Origin of the sequence: Pseudaquabacterium rugosum (genome assembly GCF_038066575.1) — a bacterium.
In the GTDB taxonomy this organism is placed as follows: Bacteria; Pseudomonadota; Gammaproteobacteria; order Burkholderiales; family Burkholderiaceae_C; genus Pseudaquabacterium; species Pseudaquabacterium rugosum.
Window position 1 is genome coordinate 15,776 of the sequence record NZ_JBBUTF010000018.1, and the last position, 14,579, is coordinate 30,354.

The following is a 14,579-nucleotide window of genomic DNA, read 5'->3' on the forward strand; positions in this document are numbered from 1 at the left end:
ATGAGCCTCACCCGCCGACACGCGGCCCGCCTGCTGGCCGCCGCCGTGGCGCCCGCCTGGGCCACGGGCGCACGCGCCACCGGCAGCGCGCCGTCCTTTCCCGAACGCGGCCAGAGCCTGCGCCTGATCGTGCCCTTCGCCGCCGGTGGCGGTGTCGACAGCGCCGCCCGCCTGCTGGCCGAGCAGCTGCGCCGCCAGCACGGCCTGAGCGTCCTCGTCGAGAACAAGGCGGGCGCCAGCGGCACGCTCGGTGGCCAGGCCGTGCGCGCCGCACCGGCCGACGGCACGACGCTGCTGTTCTCGGCCGCCACCCATGTGATGACGCGCCACGTGCTGGCCAGCGCGCCCTACGATCCGCAAGCCGACTTCGCGCCGGTGGCCCGCGTCGGCGAGGCGCCGCTGATGCTGGTGGTGCCCCCGACCCAGCCGCAGAAGACGCTGGCCGAGGTGCTGGCCGCCATCCGCCGCCAGCCCGAGGGCTGGACCGCCGCCATCCCCGCGGCCGGCGCGCCCTCGCATCTGGCCACGCTGCGCCTGGCCCGCCAGGCCGGCCTGGGCCTGACCTACGTGCCCTACAAGGGCACCCAGCCGGCGGCGATGGACGTGGCGGGCGGCCACGTGCAGCTGCTGCTGGATTCGATGATCTCGCTGCTGCCGCTGGTCAAGGGCGGCCGCGTGCGGGCGCTGGCCGTCACCTCGAAGGCGCGCAGCCCGCTGGTACCCGACGTGCCGACGATGGCCGAGGCCGGCGCGCCCGGCTTCACCTTCGAATCCTGGTACGGCGTGTGGGCGCCCAGGGGCACACCGGCCGAGCGCATCGCCGGACTGAACACCGCCATCAACGCCGCCGGCACCGAACTGGCGAAATCAGGTGCCTGGGCAGCCCTCGGCATCAGCCCGGTCAGCGAGAGCCCCGAGCAGTTCCGCCAGCAGATCGCGGCCGAGGTGGCCGAAGGGGTGGAACTGCTGCGGGCGGCGGGGTTCAGGCCGGAGTGAGGTCGGCTCCGGGCGGCTTCTCGCGTCAGCGGCCCGTCCACCGCCGACGGCAGACCACCAGGCCCGCCAGGCCGCACAACCACAGGGCATAGGTCGACGGCTCGGGCACGGCCGCGGTCACGCTCAGCGTCAGGCCGGTGTCACCGTACTGCCAATCGAAGGTGCCGGCATCCAGGCCTTCAAAGACGATGGCGTCGAAGGTCGAGCCCGCACGCCGGCTGCCATAGGTCGCGATCAGGAAGCTGTCACCCGCCTGGAGAGTGAAGCCCGGAGCGGCCCGCAGCGTCAAGGTGCCATCCCACAGGACCGAGCCGGTGATCACCAGCTGGTCGGACTGGCCAGCCGGCCCCAGGTCCAGCAGGATGTTCGAGGCATCGGTGCTGATCAGGTCGCCGTCGATGGTCAAGGTGCCGATCCCGGGCAGGCTGCCGGTCGACAGCCTGACGACAGCCTCATCGGGCGCGGCCAAGGCCGACAGCAGCACAGCCGGTACGGCGTCGACGCCCGGCGACAGCGTGCCCCGGTTGGTCAGCGCACGACCCGCGGTGTTCACCCGGACGAGGCCGTCTCCGGTGATCCAACCGTCATTGGCCAGCACACCGTTGCTCGCGAGCAGCACGGTCTCGGTGGCCAGCCGCACTTCGCCCGTGTTGGAGAGGTCCTGCGTGACCGCCAGTTGGCCGGCCTGCAGGTCGACGAGACCGGTGTTGACCAGACCTCGCGCGTAGGTCGTGCCTTCCCCCTCGCGCACGAAGGTGCCGGCATTGACGAAAAGACCACCGGCACGCAGTTCCTTCGTGCCCGTCGCGCTGCCGGCGCCCTGGTCGACGAAGGTGGCCCCCGCCATCACGTTGATCTGCGAACGTGGATAGGGCGTCATCCCCATCTGGAACGCACTGCCCACGCCCAACCGCCCCTGACCGGCCGTCCAGGTCGTCTCGCCGTACAGGTTGACGGTGGTGCTGTAGTCCACGTCGAGCACCGCACTGCCGCTGAGGCTCGCGGGGCCGGTCACGTCCAGCACGCCGCCGCCCATGGACACCCCCGTGCCGATGCGGCCCTCCGTCCAGGCGAGACCACCGACCTGCAGGCGCTGCCTCGTGTTCAGCCAACCGCCGTCCAGCACCAGATCCGCCAGCGTGTGGGCCCCGTTGAACACCGTCGTGCCGCCCGAGACACGCCACGCCCCGCCCACCTGCGCCGACCCGGCGATCTGCACCACCGTGCCACCCGTGACCCAGGTCAGGCCCTGGTTGTCAACCCGGCCCGTGATGTCGATCTGATCCGCATTGCTGCTCGAATGCAGGCGCAGCACCGTGCCCGCCGCCACGCGCGTGAGGCCGCCCAGCACCGTCTCGTCGCCCCCTCCTCCATTGCCGGTGAGCACCAGGGTGCCCGAGCGGATGTCGACCACGCCGGTGTTGTGGAGGTTGCCCAGCCAGGTCGTGCCTTCACCCTCGCGCACGAAGGTGCCGGCATTGGCGAAGATGCCACCGGCACGCAGTTCCTTCTCGCCCGTCGCACTGCCCGCGCCTTGGTCGACGAAGGTGGCCCCCGCCATCACGTTGATCTGCGAGCGCGGATAGGGCGTCATCCCCATCTGGAACGCGCCGCCCACACCCAGTCGCCCTTGACCGACCGTCCAGGCGCTGTCGCCAAACAGGTTGAGGGTGGTGCTGTAGTCCACGTCCAGCACACCGGCACCATGGAACACCGATGGGCCCAGCACATCGATGATGCGACCGGTCGTGGCGGGCGTGTTGCCCAGCGTGCCGCCGGAGAACACCAGCACGCCCGTCGTCAGCCGCCCCGTGCCACCGAGCCGGCCGCCGTCCATGTACAGCGCGTCCAGCAGCGTGTCGGCCTCCAGCCGTACCCGCCCCGTGCCGGTGAACGCGATGCGCGCGGTGTCGCCCGAACCTGGCACACCGAGCAGCGTCCACATCGATGCATCGGACCAGAGACCGTCACCCCCCCGCCAGACGAAATCGACGGCCGAAGCCGGCATGGCAAGACTGGCGATGGCCACGGCGACAGCCGAAAGACCCGGAACCCGCGCCCTGGCACGGAACGATGACGGACGGAACATGCGGTCGACTCCCCTGGATGAAACGGGAAGATCACGACCCACGGACGCCGGCGGCCCCCGCCGCGCGGGTCCGCGCCTTCTTCAGCCGGTCTCCCCGCCCCGATCCTGACAGGCGACGGACACCCTCGGCCCACGCCGCTGCCACACCGCCCCGCCGGCATCGTCAACGTGAAGGATGAGCGGCACGGCCGTGTGTGCTCACAACCTCGCCAGCAACTCCGCCTTCTTGGCCGCGAACTCCGCATCCGAGACGATGCCCTTGGCGCGCAGGTCACCCAGGCGCTCGAGCGTGGCCAGCACGTCGCCCGCGCCCGCGGGGCCTGACGAGGCCGATCCGGTGGCGCTGCCGGCCATCGGCGGCGGTGCCGAGGAGGCCATCGGGGCCCAGGCTGGCGCAGGGGCGAAGGCCGGTGCCGGCATCGGCGAGGCCTGGATGGAAGGCTGCGCCTGCGGCGGCTGCCCGTTGGACGACACCACCGGCAGCCGGGTGACGTCCATCAGCCCGTACTGGCTGGTGAACGACAGCGTGCCACCGCCCGACTGCTGTTGACCGAAACCGCCGATGTGATGGTCCAGCGTGTCGTAGACGGTGACGGTGCCGCCGATGTCGATCACCAGGCGGTGGGCCTGCGAGAAGTAGGCGTAGCGCACCTGGTTCTGTGCGCCGGTGCTGTCCGGCCAGCGCAGGTCCGACGGCCACCAGTCACCCGTCGTGCCGGGCACGAAGAGGCTGGCCGACGGGTCGTGGCCCGCCGGCAGGCCGCCGCCCTGCCCGTCGTTGCCGCCGAGGCCCGCGCCAGCACCGGCCCCCCAGGCCGTCGCTGGGGAGCCCCAGGTGCCGCCGCCCTGGCTCGGCGACTGGAAGCTGCCGCCGCGCACCAGATCGGGCTGGGCGGCCACCACCCGGGCCAGTTCGGCGCACAGGCTGGCCACGCGGCCCGCCAGCTGCTGGTTGAACATGTCCGAGACCATCGTCATGCCGCCGCTCATCCACTGGCCCGAGCCGGAGAAGTCGGGATGGGAGAACTGCGCCATGCCCCCGTTGCCGGCGATCACCGCGTCCAGCATGTGCAGCACGCCGTCGGGGCTGAAGCCGTGTCGGCGGGCGATGTCCTGGACCAGATCCTGGCCGGCGGGGGAAAGCTGTCGCATGGGAAGTCCTGTGGCGGGCGCGCGGCTCGGGTTGAACCGCACCGCCCGGCGGCCATCGTACGCGGCCGTGTGCGGCGGTCCGGTGTCAGATGCGGGATCGACCCGCGCCCGGTCGACCCTGATCAGAACCTGCCGCGGCCATGCACAGGGTCAGGCGTCCTGCCGGCCCGTCACCCGGAACCGGGCCACGCTGGCCGCCAGGCGCTGGCCGCGCTGGCGCAGCGCCTCGCAGGCGGCGGCGGTCTCCTCGGCCAGGGCGGTGTTGCGCTGGGTGGCGGTGTCCAGGTCGGTCACGGTGCGGGCCACGCCGTGCACCTGGCCGGTCTGGTGGGCGGCGGTGTCGGAGATGTCGCCCAGCAGCCCGCGGATGCGGCCGGCGCTGGCCACCATCCGGCCCATCGCGTCGCCAGCCTCGCCGGCCACGCCGGTGCCGTGGGCGGTCAGTTCGGCGTTCTGGCCGATCAGCGACCGGATCTCGCGCGCGGCGGTGGCGCTGCGCTGCGCGAGGCTGCGCACCTCGGCCGCCACCACCGCGAATCCGCGTCCCTGCTCACCGGCACGCGCGGCCTCCACGGCCGCGTTCAAGGCCAGGATGTTGGTCTGGAAGGCCAGGGCGTCGATGGTGCCGTTGATCTCGCCGATGCGCTGTGAGGCCGCCTGCAGGCGGCCCATGGTGTCGACGACCGCACGCACCACGCGGCCCCCATCGCTGGCCTGCGCCTCGTTGGTCGAGGCCAGGCGTGCCGCTTCCGCGGCCTGCCGCGTGGCCTCGTCGGCGTGCGCGCGGATGCCGCAGAGGCTGGAGGCGGCACGCTGCAGATCGGCGGCCGTGTGCTCGGTGCGGGCGGACAGGTCGCTGGAGCCGGCGGAGATCTCCTGCGTGGCGCCGACGATGCCGTCGGCCGCCTGCCGCACCTCGCGCACGATGGCGTTCAGCGCATCGTGCGTGTCCCGCAGCGCGGCCAGCATCTGTGCGGTCTCGTCGCCGCCGTCGATCTCGGGGCGCACGGTCAGGTCCCCGGCGGCCATCCGCTGCAGATGGTCGGTCACCTGGCGGATGCCGTCCTCCAGCACCCGGCGGAAGGCGATGAACAGGTAGCCGGCCAGCGCCAGGCTGACCCCGGCCGTCAGCAGCAGCAGGGCGCGCTCACGCTCCAGCCGGTGCTGCCGCTCGGCCAGCACGGCGTCCAGCGCCGGCAGACCACGCGCATGGACGGCGGCCACCGCGGCCAGCGCCGTCCGGCCGTCCTGCAGCACCTCGTCGGTCGTCGCGGCGGCGCGGACCAGGTCGGACGGATCGGCCCCCTGACGGAAACGCTCGGCCCGGGCCAGGGCCGGGGCGTCCAGCACCGTGGCCAGCGCCGGGCGGATCTGCACGGCCCGCTGGATGGCCGCCTGCAGATCGGCCAGACCCACACCGGCGCGGGAATTCCAGACGGCCACGTCCCGGTACTGCGCCGGGTGGTCCAGCGCACCCCGCGTGACGCCATACAGGCCGTAGCCCCAGACCTGAGCCAGATCGGCGATCAGGCGGGGCAGCACCCGCCCCAGCGCGTGGGCGAGCGCCGCGCTGCCGATCTCCGGGTCCAGCGTCAGGCCCGCGGCCTCGCCCGTGCGGTCGACCACCCGGCCCAGGGCAACGGCCGCGGCCTCGTGACGGGTGTGGCTGGCGGAGGCGGACCGGGTGGTCTGCCAGGCAGTGTGCAGGGTACTCAGATCAGGCGTCAGGCCCAGCGGATCCCCGTCGGCCGCCACCTGGCGGCCCAGAAGCTGCAGGCCCTGGTCGACACGGCGGGCCGCCGCCGCAGCGGCCGCAGCGGCCGCAGCGGTGTCGTGTCCGGCCAGCTCGGCCCGGCCGAGTGCCGCACACTCGGCCAGCGCGGCCATCACCGGGGCCAGTCGCTGCAGCGTCGCCACGCCGAGGCGCTCCTGCCGCACCCCGTCGACCTGCTGCTGCAGCGTGCGCAGACACGCCCCGCCGAAGATCAGGATGGGCACCAGGAAGACGAGCGAGATCAGCAGTGCCTTGGCGCGGAATCGCAGACGGCCGAACAGGGCCAGGCCCGGCCGCCAGATCGCCGGGGCACGCGCGAGGCGCGAGCGGTGCAAGGTCATGGATGAGGTCCGTACCAGAATGCCCGCGCTTTCGGCCACGGACGGACAGCCCTGTAGATCCCCCGCACAGCCCGCCGACAGCGCCGAACCCGCTTCGGCAGCGCAGCACGGCGGGGCCGCGCTGTCATCCGGTGGACATCAAACGGTCATCGATGGGCCGGCCCGGGCAGGGTGCGCGGAAGCTGCCCCGCGCACCGTCAGGCCCCGCGCCGCACCCCGTCATCGGTCACCACCTCGCCGTCCTCCTTGGTGAACGGCGGCAGCGCCGGCACGGGCAGCAAGGCCAGCACCCGCTCCGACGGCCGGCACAGCGCGGTGCCCAGCGGGCTGACCACCAGCGGGCGGTTCAGCAGGATCGGGTGCTGCAGCACGGCGTCCAGCAGCGCCTCGTCGCTGCGCTGCGGATCGCCCAGGCCCAGCTCGGCGAAGGGCGTGCCCTTCTCGCGCAGCAGGGCGCGCAGCGGCTCGCCGGTGGCGGCCGCCAGCGCGCGCAGCGTGGCGCGGTCGGGCGGCGTCTTCAGGTACTCGATGACGGTGGGCTCGATGCCGGCATGGCGGATCAGCGCCAGCGTGTTGCGCGAGGTGCCGCAGGCGGGGTTGTGATAGATCGTGATGGCGATCGGCGTGTGCATGGGACGGGTCCTGGACTTTGTTTCAACGTTTCAATTATCATTGAAACATGATCGATGACGAGCAGGTGGTGCGCGCGCTCGGCGCGCTGGCCCAGGCCCACCGGCTGCGGGCCTTCCGTGCGCTGGTGGTGGCCGGGCCCGAGGGGCTGTCGGCCGGCACCTTGAGTGAACAGTTGGGTCTGGCGCCCGCAGCCATGTCCTTCCATCTGAAGGAGCTGCTGAACGCCGGTCTCGTCACGCAGACGCGTGACGGCCGCCACCTGATCTACCGCGCCGCCTTCGACCGCATGAACGCGCTGCTGGGCTTCCTGACCACCAACTGCTGCGGCGGTCAGCCCTGCGACCTGAAGCCCACCGGCCCCTGCTGCTGACGATGTCCTCCACCCTCCCCCGCCGCCTGCTCGGCGAAGCGCTCGGCACGGCACTGCTGCTGGCCGTGGTCATCGGCTCGGGCATCATGGCCGAGCGTCTGTCGGGCGGCCACGTCGGCGTGGCGCTGCTGGCCAACACGCTGGCCACCGTCGGCGGCCTGTACGTGCTGATCGAGGTGTTCGGGCCGGTCAGCGGCGCGCACTTCAATCCGGCGGTCTCGCTGGTGATGGCCGCCCGTGGCGCGCTCGAGAAGTCCGCGCTGCCGCCCTACATCGTCGCGCAACTGGCCGGGGCGGCCTGCGGCGCCTGGCTGGCCCACGCGATGTTCGATCTGCCGCTCGCCCAGCTGTCGACCAAGGTGAGGAGCAGCCCGGGCCAGTGGATCGCCGAGGCGGTGGCCACGGCCGGCCTGCTGCTGGTCATCCTGAGGGCCCCGCCCGCCCGTGTGGCGGCGATGGTGGCGGCCTACATCGGCGCGGCCTACTGGTTCACCGCCAGCACCTCCTTCGCCAACCCGGCCGCGGCCTTCGGCCGCATGTTCTCCGACAGCTTCGCCGGCATCGCGCCGGCCAGCGTGCCGGGCTTCGTCATCGCGCAGCTGGCCGGTGCCGGCCTGGGCGTGGCGCTGCACCGGCTGCTGGGCGCGACCGACACCCGCGGGGCTTGAGCCCGCGTCAACGCAGCGCCGCTCCAGCGGCACCATCCTCGTCCCTGAACCCCACGGAGCCCCGCCATGTCGACCCTCGCGATCTTCGAACCCGCCCTGTGCTGCCCGACCGGCGTCTGCGGCACCGACGTCGACCCGGTGCTGGTGCAGTTCAGCGCCGACGTGCAGGCGCTGCAGGCCGCCGGCCAGGCGGTGCAGCGCCACAGCCTGAGCCAGGACCCGGCCGCCTTCGCCGCCCAGCCCGAGGTGCTGCGCGCGATGGAGGCCGGCATGGACCGCCTGCCCATCGTCACGCTCGACGGCCAGGTGGTGTCCACCGGCCTGTACCCGTCGCGCGCGCAGATGGCGCAGCTGCTGGCCCGGCCCGCCGTCGCCCAGCCGGCGGAAGCCGCCGCGGCCGCGCGCAGCTGCTGCGCGCCGGGCCAGTGCTGCTGAGCCCCGCCCGCTGCTGACGGGCATCCTGAGGGCCCCGCGGATGATCGCCACGCGGGATCCTGCCTGACGGCCCCGGCGATCCCTGACGCCCGGCCTGCGCGGCTCCGCTCCGCCCAGGCCAGGCCACTTTCCGCCCCCATCACCACCATGAGCCTGCCCCCGCTGCACACCCGCCACCTGTTCTTCACCGGCAAGGGCGGCGTGGGCAAGACCTCGCTGGCCTGTGCCAGCGCGCTGCGCCTGGCGCGCGACGGACGGCGCGTGCTGCTGGTCAGCACCGATCCCGCGTCCAACCTGGACGAGGTGCTGCAGACCCCGCTGGGCCGCACGCCGACGCCGGTGCACGACGTGCCCGGCCTGCTGGCGCTCAACATCGATCCTGAGGCGTCGGCGGCCGACTGGCGCGAACGCGCCGTGGCGCCGTACCGCGGCGTGCTGCCCGCGGCCGCGCTGCGCAGCATCGAGGAGCAGTTCTCCGGCGCCTGCACGGTCGAGATCGCGGCCTTCGATGCCTTCGCCGCACTGCTGGCCGGGCGCACGCCGCTGCCCGAGATCGACCACATCGTCTTCGACACCGCGCCCACCGGCCACACGCTGCGCCTGCTGGCGCTGCCCATGGCCTGGAGCGGCCATCTGTCGACCAGCACGGCCGGCGTGTCCTGCCTGGGCCCGCTGTCGGGGCTGGAACAGCAACAGGCGACCTACGCGGACGCCGTGCGCACACTGTGCGATGCCGGCCAGACCACCGTCGTGCTGGTGGCCCGCCCCGAGCGCGCCGCCCTGCGCGAGGCCGACCGCAGCGCGCAGGAGCTGGCCGCGCTCGGTGTGCGCCACCAGCATCTGGCGCTCAACGGCGTGTTCGAGGCGCACGGCGACGATGCGGTCGCCCTCGCGATGGCCGCGCGCCAGGCCGAGGCGCTGCGCGGCATGCCGCCCGCCCTCGCCGCCCTGCCGCGCAGCGCGGTGGCCTTCCGCCCCTGCGGGCTGACCGGACTGGCCGCGCTGCGCGCGCTGATCGACGATCGGGCCGCACCGGACGCGGCGGACGCCCACGCCGCCATCACCCCCTGCCCACCCGACGGACTGCGTAGCCTGATCGACGACATCGCCGCCGCCGGCCACGGCCTGGTGATGACGATGGGCAAGGGCGGCGTGGGCAAGACCACGGTGGCCGCCGCCGTGGCGGTGGCGCTGGCCCGGCGCGGCCACCGCGTGCTGCTGTCGACCACCGATCCGGCCGCCCACCTGGCCTGGACGCTGGAAGCCGACGCGCTGCCCGGCCTGACGCTGGCGCGCATCGACCCGGCCGCCGAGGTCGAGGCCTACCGCGCCCAGGTGCTGGCCGAGGCCGGCGCACCGCTGGACGCCGCCGGCCGCGCGCTGCTGGAGGAGGACCTGCGCTCGCCCTGCACCGAGGAGATCGCGATCTTCCGCGCCTTCGCCCGCACGGTGGACGCGGGGCGCGAGGGCTTCGTCGTGCTCGACACCGCGCCCACCGGCCACAGCCTGCTGCTGCTGGACGCGGCCGAGGCCTACCACCGCGAGGTCAGCCGCACGCAGAGCGGCCGCCTGCCCGAGCACGTGCGGGCCCTGCTGCCGCGGCTGCGTGATGCCGCCTGGACGCGGGTGCTGATCGTCACCCTGGCCGAGGCCACGCCGGTGCACGAGGCCGAACGCCTGCAGGACGATCTGCGGCGCGCCGGCATCGAACCCTGGGCCTGGGTCATCAACCAGAGCCTGCTGGCCAGCGGCACCCGCGATGCGGTGCTGCGCCAGCGCGCCGCCGCCGAAGTGCCCTTCATCGACCCGGTGCGCCGGGTGGCAGCCCGCCGCAGCGCGCTGCTGGCCTGGCAGGTGCGGGCGCCGGTGGGGGTGGCGGCGCTGGCCGCGCTGGCCGAGTCCAGCGGGGCTGCGGCGCCGGACTGAGCGCGCCAGCGCCCCGACTCACCAGCTGTGCAGCGGCCGCAGCAGGTGGCTCTTCTTGCGGATGTGGCCGGCCATGCGCGCGAACAGCGCGTCCAGCATCTCGATGGCCTCGAACAGCCAGGGCCCCTTGTTGAGCATCACGCATTCGGCGCGGGCGGCCATGGCCGCATCGGTCATCTCGCCGCGCGAGGGCACGCCGTTCTTCAGATAACTCTCCATCACCTGGGTCGCCCAGATCACCGGCACCTGGGCGGCCTCGCACAGCCACAGGATCTCCTCCTGCATCTCGGCGGTGCGGGCGAAGCCGATCTCCACCGCCAGATCGCCGCGCGCGATCATCACCGCCGTGGGCTGACGGCTGGCCGCGCAGACGATCAACTGCGGCAGGTGGCGCACCGCACGCTGTGTCTCCACCTTCAGCACCAGGCCGATGCGCTGCCAGTCCTGCGGGCGTTCGGCCGCCAGCGCCACCTGCAGCACGCGCACGTCCTCGGGCGTCTGCACGAAGGAGTACTCGATGGCGTCCGCATGGCGGGCGACGAAGCGCAGGATGCGGCGGTCGTCGGCGGTCAGCGCCGGCAGGTCCAGATCGGTGTCCGGAAAGGCCAGGCCCTTCTCGGGCTTGAGCTTCCAGCCCTTGTCGGGCGGCGCCACCTCGACCTTCAGCAGCAGGCCCCAGGCCGGGCAGGCCAGCACCCGTGCGCTGACCTTGCCGTCGTCGATCAGCACCCGGTCATCGATGCCCACGTGGCGCAGCACCTCGGGCGCCGCGCAACTGAGCACCGGCAGCCGCTCGGGCACCTGAAGCAGCTGATCCGGTGCCACCAGGGCCAACTCCTCGCCCACGTGCACGCGCAGGCGGTCGGCGCCCTCGCGCACGGCAGCCGTGCGGATCTTGGGGCCGGGCAGATCCATCAGGATGCGCAGGGGCTCGCCGCTGGCGCTGCGGACGGCCCGCACCCGCTCGACCATGGCCGCCCAGGCGGCCTCGTCGTCATGGGCGGTGTTGATGCGCACCGCCTGCACGCCGAGTGCGGCCAGGCGCGGGATGAAGTCGGGCGAGGTGGCGGCCTCCGTGGGCAGGGTGACCATCAGGCGCACCGGGCTGTCGGTGCCCGGTGCGCCGAACAGGCCGCTGGCCGCGTCGGCCACGCGCTGCGCTCCGGCATCGAAAGCCGCGGCATCGGCTGCCGGCAACGCCGTGCCGCCGAGCGCGGCATGCAGCAGGGCCTGCACCGCATCCAGCGTCGGCAGCACATGGGCCTCACAGCGGCCGAGCGAGGACAGCCCGGCCTGCCGCAGCCGCGGCTGCAGCGGCCGCAGGTCCTGGCGCCGCAGCGCCAGCCAGGCGGCCAGGTTGGCGGCCGAGGGACCGTAGTCCGAGCCCTGCAGCCAGGGTTGCCAGTCGGCCAGGGTGCGGTCGACCGCGGCACGCACGCCGTGGCGCAGGGTATCCAGATCGTGGGCGAGGGCTTGCAGGCTCATGATGGGCGACGCGACCGGGGCGCGCACGGCACGCCCCGCGCCGCGGGAGGCGGACGGTGGAGTCCGGCTTGTACGGCGCGCACGGTGACAGGCCGACGACAGCGCCACCGCCCTCACCGGACGGTGGGCCGCCTTTTGCTCCAGGTCATGCTCCAGGTCATGCGCCGGGTCATGCGGCGCGGACGGATGCGGTCGCGAAGGAGGATGGGGCGCGGGACGCCCGTAACCTTTTCGACACCCCCGTCGACAGACGCAGGGAGACGCGCTGCCGCCGGCAGCCCTCCCCCCCTTCCACCGGATCGGAGCCCTGCGATGTCGACCCTCAACACCCTGCCGAACGCCCACCGCACCGCGACCCGCGACGCCGCCACCCCCACGCTGGCCTTGACGCTGGCCCTGGCGCTCGGCTCGGCCCTGAGCCTGGCCAGCGCGCCGGCCCAGGCCCAGTCCGGCAGCGAGATGGACAAGTGCTACGGCGTCGCCCTCAAGGGCCAGAACGACTGCGCCGCCGGCCCCGGCACCACCTGCGCCGGCACCTCGATGAAGGACCACCAGGGCAATGCCTGGAAGAAGGTGGCCAAGGGCAGTTGCGAGAAGATGGCCTCGCCCACCTCCCCCACAGGCCAGGGTCAGCTGATGGCCTTCAAGGAAAAGAAGGCCTGAGCCCGGCCCCGCCCGCGACCGACCCCGGACCGCCATGCGCCCCGCCCTGGCCGGCATCGGCCTCAAGGACGACTTCATCGACCCGCTGCTGGACGGCACGGCATCGGTGGACTTCGTCGAGGTCCATGCCGAGAACGTGATGGACTGTCCGCCGCGCCTGCGCCGCCTGCTGGCGCTGCGCGAGCGGCTGCCGCTGTCGGTGCATGGCGTGGGCTTGTCGCTGGGCGGCGCCCGGCCGCCGGACGCCGCCCATCTGGAGGCCCTGGCCACGCTGCTGCAGCGCCTGCAGCCGCGCTGGCTCTCCGAGCACCTGGCCTGGTCCGGCCACGACGGCCGCTTCTGCAACGATCTGCTGCCGCTGGCCTGGAACGCGCCGACGCTGCGCCGCGTCTGCGCCCACATCGACCAGGTGCAGGAGCGCACGCGCCGCACGCTGCTGCTGGAGAACCCGGCCACCTATCTTGAATGTGACGCGTCCACGATGGGTGAGGCCGAGTTCATCGCCGAGCTCGTGCGGCGCACCGGCTGCGGCCTGCTGCTGGACGTCAACAACGCCCATGTCAGCGCCGTCAACCACGGCCGCGAGGCCTGGGACTTCATCCAGGCCCTGCCGGCCGCGGCCATCGGCGAGATCCATCTGGCCGGCCATGCCGAGGACCGCGACGCGGCCGGCGCCCGGCTGCTGATCGACCACCACGGTGCGCCGGTCGATGACGCCGTCTGGCAGCTGTACGCGCGCACGGTCGCGCACCTGGGCCCGGTGCCCACGCTGATCGAGCGCGATCAGCACATCCCGCCGCTGGCCGAGCTGGTGGCGGAAGCGCACCGGGCGCGCGCGCTGCAGAGCGGTGCCGTCGCCCGCCTGGCCGGCCCGGCCACCTGGCCGTTGATGGCGCACGCCGTGGCCACGGCCGCCCGTGCAACGCCCGCCGGCCACGCCGGTCACGGCAGCCATGCCGGCCATCCCCGCCACGGGCCCCTGCAGACCGGCCGCCCCGAGAGCCCTGACGGCCCCGGTAGCCCCGGCAACCCGCACACGCCGCCCGCGCCACGGGTCCGACCGGCGGAGCAGCCCCATGGATGAGGCCGCCCTCGCCGACTTCGCCGCCGCGCTGCGCGATCCGTCGCGGCCGGTACCGCCGGGGCTGCGGGCCTGGAACGGCTCGGACCCGGCAGTGCGCCTGGCCGTGCACCGCAACACCGTCACCGTCTCGCTGCTGCAGGCGCTGCGCGAGGCCTTTCCGGTGCTGCGGCGCAGCCTGGGTGAGCGGGCGTTCGATGCGCTGGCCCTGGCGCAGGTCCGCCAGGATCCGCCCACGTCACCGGTGTTGGCACATTATGGTCAGCGCTGGGTGACGGCGCTGGCGCGGCAGCCGACGTCTACCGGCCCGGCCTGTCCCACCGATACCACCTGCGCCACCCATCCCGCCTGGGTGGCCGATCTGGCCCGGCTGGAGCAGGCCCGGATCGACGCCTGGCACACACCCGACGCGCCTGCGCTCGACGCCACCGAACTCGCCCGCCGCACGGCCGACCCGCAAGGCCTGCCCGGTGCCCGGCTGCGCCTGCACCCGTCGGTGCGTCTGCTGAGGCTGCATCCGCAGGCCGTCGCGCTCTGGCAGCAGGCCCACACGCCGGCATCGGCATCGACGCCAACGATGAACCCGAGGGCCACCGCAGCGGCTCAAGCGGACGAACCGAACACCGCCGCGGCCCCCGTCCATCTGTTGCTGCTGCGCGATCCACAGGACCGCGTGCCGCTGCTGCCCTTGCCGGCCGCCGACGCCGCCCTGCTGCAGGCCCTGCACGACGGCCAGACGCTGGGCACGGCCCTGCACGCGGCATCGCAACCCCCCGCGCCAGACGACACACCACCCGACACGCCACACGACAACCCACCCGACCTCGGCCGCCTGCTGGCCCTGCTGCTGCGCCACGGCGCGCTGGTGGACTGGCTCGCCCCGGATCCGCCGACATGAACCCGTCGCCCCACCCGGGCCCCCTATCGGCATCGGAACCGGCATCGGCATCGGCATCGGCATCAGAG

The 14,579-nt window shown here is 73.6% G+C and carries 13 protein-coding genes; 8 read left to right on the top strand and 5 right to left on the bottom strand.

Features of this window, described 5'->3' with window-relative positions:
* Positions 1 to 996: a Bug family tripartite tricarboxylate transporter substrate binding protein gene (locus AACH11_RS18485; protein WP_341375737.1), complete on the top strand. Its 996-nt coding sequence runs from the start codon at positions 1 to 3 to the stop codon at positions 994 to 996.
* Between the two features lie 25 nt (positions 997 to 1,021).
* Here the strand turns inward: AACH11_RS18485 and AACH11_RS18490 are convergent, their stop codons facing one another.
* The 4 genes from AACH11_RS18490 to arsC all read right to left on the bottom strand — a co-directional run bounded on the left by AACH11_RS18490 (position 1,022) and on the right by arsC (position 6,984).
* The gene (locus tag AACH11_RS18490; protein ID WP_341375738.1) at positions 1,022 to 3,085 is read right to left on the bottom strand and encodes a PEP-CTERM sorting domain-containing protein; all 2,064 of its coding nucleotides are present in this window, start codon (positions 3,083 to 3,085) and stop codon (positions 1,022 to 1,024) included.
* Between the two features lie 198 nt (positions 3,086 to 3,283).
* Positions 3,284 to 4,237, bottom strand: coding sequence for an SHOCT domain-containing protein (locus AACH11_RS18495; RefSeq protein WP_341375739.1), 954 nt, complete (start codon positions 4,235 to 4,237; stop codon positions 3,284 to 3,286).
* Between the two features lie 150 nt (positions 4,238 to 4,387).
* The gene (locus AACH11_RS18500; RefSeq protein ID WP_341375740.1) at positions 4,388 to 6,352 is read right to left on the bottom strand and encodes a methyl-accepting chemotaxis protein; all 1,965 of its coding nucleotides are present in this window, start codon (positions 6,350 to 6,352) and stop codon (positions 4,388 to 4,390) included.
* 197 nt (positions 6,353 to 6,549) lie between these two features.
* The gene (arsC, locus tag AACH11_RS18505) at positions 6,550 to 6,984 is read right to left on the bottom strand and encodes an arsenate reductase (glutaredoxin) (RefSeq protein ID WP_341375741.1); all 435 of its coding nucleotides are present in this window, start codon (positions 6,982 to 6,984) and stop codon (positions 6,550 to 6,552) included.
* 50 nt (positions 6,985 to 7,034) lie between these two features.
* Here arsC and AACH11_RS18510 point away from each other — a divergent pair, with 50 nt between their 5' ends.
* The 4 genes from AACH11_RS18510 (at position 7,035) to arsA (ending at position 10,384) form a co-directional block, all read left to right on the top strand.
* On the top strand, positions 7,035 to 7,355 hold the full coding sequence (locus AACH11_RS18510; RefSeq protein WP_341375815.1) for an ArsR/SmtB family transcription factor: 321 nt from the start codon (positions 7,035 to 7,037) through the stop codon (positions 7,353 to 7,355).
* A gap of 2 nt (positions 7,356 to 7,357) precedes the next feature.
* Positions 7,358 to 8,023 carry an aquaporin gene (locus AACH11_RS18515; protein WP_341375742.1) on the top strand — a complete coding sequence of 222 codons (666 nt, stop codon included), beginning with the start codon at positions 7,358 to 7,360 and terminating at the stop codon, positions 8,021 to 8,023.
* Between the two features lie 66 nt (positions 8,024 to 8,089).
* Positions 8,090 to 8,458: an arsenite efflux transporter metallochaperone ArsD gene (gene arsD, locus AACH11_RS18520; protein ID WP_341375743.1), complete on the top strand. Its 369-nt coding sequence runs from the start codon at positions 8,090 to 8,092 to the stop codon at positions 8,456 to 8,458.
* A gap of 147 nt (positions 8,459 to 8,605) precedes the next feature.
* A complete protein-coding gene (gene arsA, locus AACH11_RS18525) occupies positions 8,606 to 10,384 on the top strand; it encodes an arsenical pump-driving ATPase (protein ID WP_341375744.1) in 1,779 nt (592 codons plus the stop codon).
* 18 nt (positions 10,385 to 10,402) lie between these two features.
* Here arsA and AACH11_RS18530 read toward each other — a convergent pair whose 3' ends face one another.
* On the bottom strand, positions 10,403 to 11,869 hold the full coding sequence (locus AACH11_RS18530; protein ID WP_341375745.1) for a pyruvate kinase: 1,467 nt from the start codon (positions 11,867 to 11,869) through the stop codon (positions 10,403 to 10,405).
* A 312-nt stretch (positions 11,870 to 12,181) separates the two neighbouring features.
* Between AACH11_RS18530 and AACH11_RS18535 the strand changes: the two genes are divergently transcribed.
* The 3 genes from AACH11_RS18535 to AACH11_RS18545 are packed head-to-tail and all read left to right on the top strand — an operon-like array spanning position 12,182 to position 14,511.
* On the top strand, positions 12,182 to 12,532 hold the full coding sequence (locus tag AACH11_RS18535; protein WP_341375746.1) for a BufA1 family periplasmic bufferin-type metallophore: 351 nt from the start codon (positions 12,182 to 12,184) through the stop codon (positions 12,530 to 12,532).
* A gap of 34 nt (positions 12,533 to 12,566) precedes the next feature.
* Positions 12,567 to 13,616 carry an MNIO family bufferin maturase gene (gene bufB, locus AACH11_RS18540; protein ID WP_341375747.1) on the top strand — a complete coding sequence of 350 codons (1,050 nt, stop codon included), beginning with the start codon at positions 12,567 to 12,569 and terminating at the stop codon, positions 13,614 to 13,616.
* Positions 13,609 to 14,511 carry an HvfC/BufC family peptide modification chaperone gene (locus tag AACH11_RS18545; RefSeq protein WP_341375748.1) on the top strand — a complete coding sequence of 301 codons (903 nt, stop codon included), beginning with the start codon at positions 13,609 to 13,611 and terminating at the stop codon, positions 14,509 to 14,511. Before bufB ends, AACH11_RS18545 begins: the two co-directional genes overlap by 8 nt.
* The last annotated feature ends 68 nt before the right edge of the window (positions 14,512 to 14,579 follow it).